We start from the raw sequence: 4,471 nt of genomic DNA on the forward strand, positions 1-4,471 counted from the left end.
CCGAGAAGGAGACCCACCATGATCGATCGGCCCCAGATGGCTGAGTTCCTGCGCCGCCGCCGCGAGGCGCTGCAGCCCGAGGACGTCGGCATGCCGCGCGGGCAGCGGCGCCGGACCAGCGGACTGCGCCGGGAGGAGGTCGCGGTGCTGTGCCACATGTCGACCGACTACTACTCACGACTGGAGCAGGAGCGGGGCCCTCAGCCCTCGGAGCAGATGATCGCCTCGATCGCGCAGGGGCTCCACCTGACCGTCGCCGAGCGCGACCACCTCTTCCGGCTCGCCGGGCACCAGCCGCCCCCGCGGGGCCCCAGCAGCGAGCACATCAGCCCCGGCATGCTGCGGATCTTCGACCGCCTGACGGACACCCCCGCCGAGATCGTCACCGAGCTCGGCGAGACCTTGCGCCAGACCCCACCCAAGGTCGCGCTGACGGGAGACTGGACCCGCTTCACCGGCCCGTCGCGCAGCAACGGCTACCGCTGGTTCACCGACCCGGCCAGCAGGGACATCTACGTGCCGGAGGACCACGAGTTCCTCTCCCGCATGTACGCCGCCGGACTGCGGATGATCGCCGGCATCCGCGGACCTGGTTCGCGAGCAACCGAGCTTGCGGACCTGCTTCTGGAGCAGAGCGAGGAGTTCGCCGCCCTCTGGGCCGACCACGAGATCGGGCTCGAGCCCGATGAGGTGAAGCGATACCAGCACCCCGAGGTCGGAAGACTCGACCTCAACTGCCAGGTGCTGTTCGACCCCCACCAGTCCCACCGACTGCTCGTCTACACCGCCGACCCCGGCACCGAGAGCTACGAGAAGCTCCAGATGCTCACCGTCATCGGTGCCCAGAGCATGTCCTCCTCCTGACCCCCTCCGGACTGCTCCTGACCTGACCCGCTCAGCCGGGGCGAGCCATGGCCCGGCACGGGCGCCTGCACCGCGCCTGGCCGCCCGGGCCCGCACTGCCCTGCCTTGCCCTGCCCTGCCCTGGACAACCTGCGCACCGACCGCGCCCCACCGTGAGGACGACCATGACCCGACTGCTGTATGTGCTCGGCCGGCGGACTGCCGGCCATCCGTGGCGAACCCTGGCCGTCTGGCTCGGCGTCGCCGTGACCGCCTTCGTGGTCTCCGGCGCATCCGGAGGCACCACCCAGGACGACTTCAACATCGACCGGGCACCCGCCCAGGCCGGCGTGGAGCAGCTGCGCGAGCACTTCCCCGAGTCGGCCGCGGCGGGCAGCTCGGCCCGGGTCGTCGTCCACGACCGCTCGGGAGCAGAGGTGAGCGACAGCGCGATCGCCGACCTCACCACCCGGCTCGCCGACCTGGACCACGCCACCTCGGTCAGTCCCCCGCGTTGGTCGGCGGACCTGGACACGGCCCTGCTCACCGTGGTGTTCGACGTACCCGTCACCGACCCCGACCTGACGGGCGGCGCGGGCGTCGAGGCGCTGGAGACCGCCGTCGCCGACGCGGACCTGAGCGGCGATCTCCAGGTCGAGCTCGGCGGTGAGCTGCCGAACACGACTCTGAGCCCGATCGAGGGCACCGGGGAGATCGTCGGCGTGGTCGTCGCCCTCGTGCTGATGAGCCTCGTCCTCGGCACGGTCGTGGCCGCCGGTCTGCCCCTGCTCGTCGCGCTCGCCGGGCTCGGCGTGTCCGGCGCCGGGGTGGCTCTCCTTGCCGGACTGACGAGCGTGAGCACCACCGCCCCCACCGTGGCGATCATGGTCGGGCTCGGCGTGGGCATCGACTACGCGCTGCTGCTGGTCAACCGGGTCCAGGAGCACCTGCGCGCCGACGGCGTCCCGGTGCCCGAGGCCGCGGGGAGGGCCACCGCCACCGCAGGCCGCTCCGTCGTCTTCGCGTCCTCGATCGTGCTGGTGTCCCTCATGGGGTTGCCTCTCGCCGGGCTCCCGATCTACTCGTCGTTCGGGTTCGCCACGGGCATCACGGTGCTCGCTGTCGCGGCCGCGGCGCTGACCCTCGTGCCGGCGCTGTGCGGGCTCGTCGGCCGGCGGCTGTTGCCGCGCCGTGAGCGCCAGGGACTGCCTCCGCGTCGCCGCCGGCCCGAGCGGGGGCCGCTCTCTGCGCGGTGGGCGACCCTCGTCGGTCGCAAGCCACTGCCGTGGGCCCTCGCCGCCACGCTGCTCCTGCTCACCGTCGCGGCGCCTACCCTGACGATGCGGACCTGGCCCACCGACGTCTCCAACAACCCCACCGGCAGCACCACCCGCCAAGCCCACGACCTCATCGACGCCGAGTTCGGCCCGGGGGCCAACGGTCCTCTGACCGTCGTGGTCGACCGCGCGGCCGCCGGGGACGCGGGCGTCGCCGCCGCCGTCACGCAGCTCCGCAACATCGACGGCATCGCCGAGGTCAGCGAGCCGCTCGTCTCCCCCGGCGGCGAGGTGGCGGTCATCTCGGCCGAGCCGGCTTTCGGCCCCTCCGACGAACGGACTCCCGACCTGGTCGCGCAGCTGCGCACCGAGCTGGACTCGGTCGAGGTCACCGGCAACACCGCCCTGCTCTCGGACATCACGGTGCTGCTGTCCGAGCGCGTGTGGCTCGTGGTCGGCTTCGTCGTCCTGCTGTCGGTGCTCCTGCTCGCCGCCATGTTCCGCTCGGTCGTGGTGCCGCTCAAGGCAGCACTGCTCAACCTGCTCTCGATCGGAGCTGCGTACGGCGTGGTGACGGCGGTCTTCCAGTGGGGCTGGGGCACCGGGCTGCTCGGGCTGGACCACGCGATGCCCGTGTCGAGCTGGTTGCCCGTCCTGATGTTCGCCATCCTCTTCGGCCTCTCGATGGACTACGAGGTGTTCCTCCTCTCCCGGATCCGTGAGGACTGGCTGGCGTCGGGCGACGCGCGCGGCAGCGTCGTACGCGGCCTGGCCGGCACCGGACGCGTCATCTCGACCGCCGCGGCCGTCATGGTCGCCGTGTTCCTCGGCTTCGCGACCGAGCCCAACCTCGTCGTCCAGCAGCTGGGGCTGGGCATGGCCGTCGCCGTGTTCCTCGACGCGACCGTGGTGAGGATGGTGCTGGTGCCCGCCTCGATGGCCATGCTCGGCCACCGCAGCTGGTGGCTCCCGCGCTGGCTGGACCGCCTGCTTCCCTCGATCGAGGCCGAGGCGCTCGAACGGCCCTGGGAGCGGGGGCCCCGGACGGAGGCCGTGGCGGAGGGCGCGTACCTCTGAAAGGGCTAGCTCGGCGGGTCCGCACGGTAGAGCGACATCTCCACCTCGAAGGCGATCTGCCGCACCGAGGACAGCGTGGGGCCGAGGGGCGGCACGTGGGGATGGTCGTCCAGGTCGACCGCCCAGCCGGACGAGTCCCAGCGCGGGCGTCGTTGGTGCAGCTCCTCGGGCGCGGGGTCCTCGCGCGTTCCCCTGTCGGGGTCGGTCAGCGCCTGCACGAGGTCCGCACGGGTGAACTTCTGCCCAGCCTCGTCGCACATGACCTCGGCCACCCACCACTCGGCGAACGGCAGCCAGAGGCCCCGGCTCCGCAACGTGTGGTCGGCCCGCATCCGCGCGAGTGACTCCTCCACACCCGCTGGCAGGCGTGGGCGGTCCTCGAGCCTGCGGTCCCACGCGTCCAGTCGCGGCAGCCAGGTGGTCTCGACGTGGTCCGGGCGCTCCTCCACGGTCGCATGCACCAGGGGCATCTGGACCTGTCCCTCCAGCGGGAGCAGCGATCCCGCGGTGTCGAGCCATCCGACCTGGTCGCGACTCCCGAGCTCGGCGAGCAGGGCTGGGCCGGACCGAAGGCCCTGGAGCAGCGTCTGGAGACAGGTGGCGATCCGCTTCGCCTCGGCGTGGTCGCCGGCGTCGAAGGCGGCACACGAGACGGCCAGGAAGCGGCGCTGCTCGGCTGCCAGCGCCTGGAGGTCGGTTCGCGGGCGATCGACGGTGTCCACGAACCCAGGGTGCCTCACCGTCGCGCACCCCGTACCCCGATGTGAGAACTCGACACGCGCGCCGTCGCATGTCTCGGGCACCACTCAGCAGACTGTTTCTCGTCCATGCTCGACAACACGGAGTCGACCACGGACACGCGCTGAAGGAGATGCCATGCGGAGGACTGTTTCATCGGGCGGACCGTACGAGGACGTCTACGGCTACAGCCGTGCGGTGCGGGTCGGAGGCCATGTCCACGTCTCGGGCACCACCGCCCGGGCTCCGCACCTGGCCGAGGGCGACACCTACCAGCAGGCCGTCGCCGCTCTCGAGATCATCGAGGCTGCGCTGGACGAGTGCGGATCGAGCCTGTCCTCGGTCGTGCGCACCGTGACCTACGTGACCGACATGGGCGACGCGGACCTCGTGGCCCGAGCGCACAGCGAGGTCTTCGGCGCGGTGCGGCCCGCCGCCACGCTGGTCGAGGTGTCGCGACTGCTCGACCCTGCGATGAAGGTGGAGATCGAGGTCTACGCGATCGAGCCGGACTGAGCCGGACTGGTTCCGGCGCA

4 protein-coding genes are annotated in these 4,471 nt (G+C 71.8%); 3 read left to right on the forward strand and 1 reads right to left on the reverse strand.

What is annotated here, in order from left to right; genetic code table 11:
- Nucleotides 1-18 precede the first annotated feature (18 nt).
- Both JHD21_RS19415 and JHD21_RS19420 read left to right on the forward strand, forming a co-directional pair.
- Nucleotides 19-864 (forward strand): helix-turn-helix transcriptional regulator, encoded by an 846-nt coding sequence (locus JHD21_RS19415; RefSeq protein WP_292678594.1) that lies wholly within the window; start codon nucleotides 19-21, stop codon nucleotides 862-864.
- Between the two features lie 164 nt (nucleotides 865-1,028).
- Nucleotides 1,029-3,197, forward strand: a complete 2,169-nt coding sequence (locus tag JHD21_RS19420; protein WP_292678597.1) for an MMPL family transporter — start codon at nucleotides 1,029-1,031, stop codon at nucleotides 3,195-3,197.
- A gap of 5 nt (nucleotides 3,198-3,202) precedes the next feature.
- Here JHD21_RS19420 and JHD21_RS19425 read toward each other — a convergent pair whose 3' ends face one another.
- Nucleotides 3,203-3,919, reverse strand: a complete 717-nt coding sequence (locus JHD21_RS19425) for a hypothetical protein (protein WP_292678601.1) — start codon at nucleotides 3,917-3,919, stop codon at nucleotides 3,203-3,205.
- 154 nt (nucleotides 3,920-4,073) lie between these two features.
- Here JHD21_RS19425 and JHD21_RS19430 point away from each other — a divergent pair, with 154 nt between their 5' ends.
- Nucleotides 4,074-4,451, forward strand: coding sequence for a RidA family protein (locus tag JHD21_RS19430; protein ID WP_292678603.1), 378 nt, complete (start codon nucleotides 4,074-4,076; stop codon nucleotides 4,449-4,451).
- The last annotated feature ends 20 nt before the right edge of the window (nucleotides 4,452-4,471 follow it).

The sequence above is a fragment of the Nocardioides sp. genome (assembly GCF_016462705.1).
Classification (GTDB): domain Bacteria; phylum Actinomycetota; class Actinomycetes; order Propionibacteriales; family Nocardioidaceae; genus Nocardioides.

Bases quoted from the DNA above. Each gene is read 5' to 3' on its own strand.
- JHD21_RS19415 (WP_292678594.1), top strand. From the start codon at position 19: ATGATCGATCGGCCCCAGATGGCTGAGTTCCTGCGCCGCCGCCGCGAG.
- JHD21_RS19420 (WP_292678597.1), top strand. From the start codon at position 1,029: ATGACCCGACTGCTGTATGTGCTCGGCCGGCGGACTGCCGGCCATCCG.
- JHD21_RS19430 (WP_292678603.1), top strand. From the start codon at position 4,074: ATGCGGAGGACTGTTTCATCGGGCGGACCGTACGAGGACGTCTACGGC.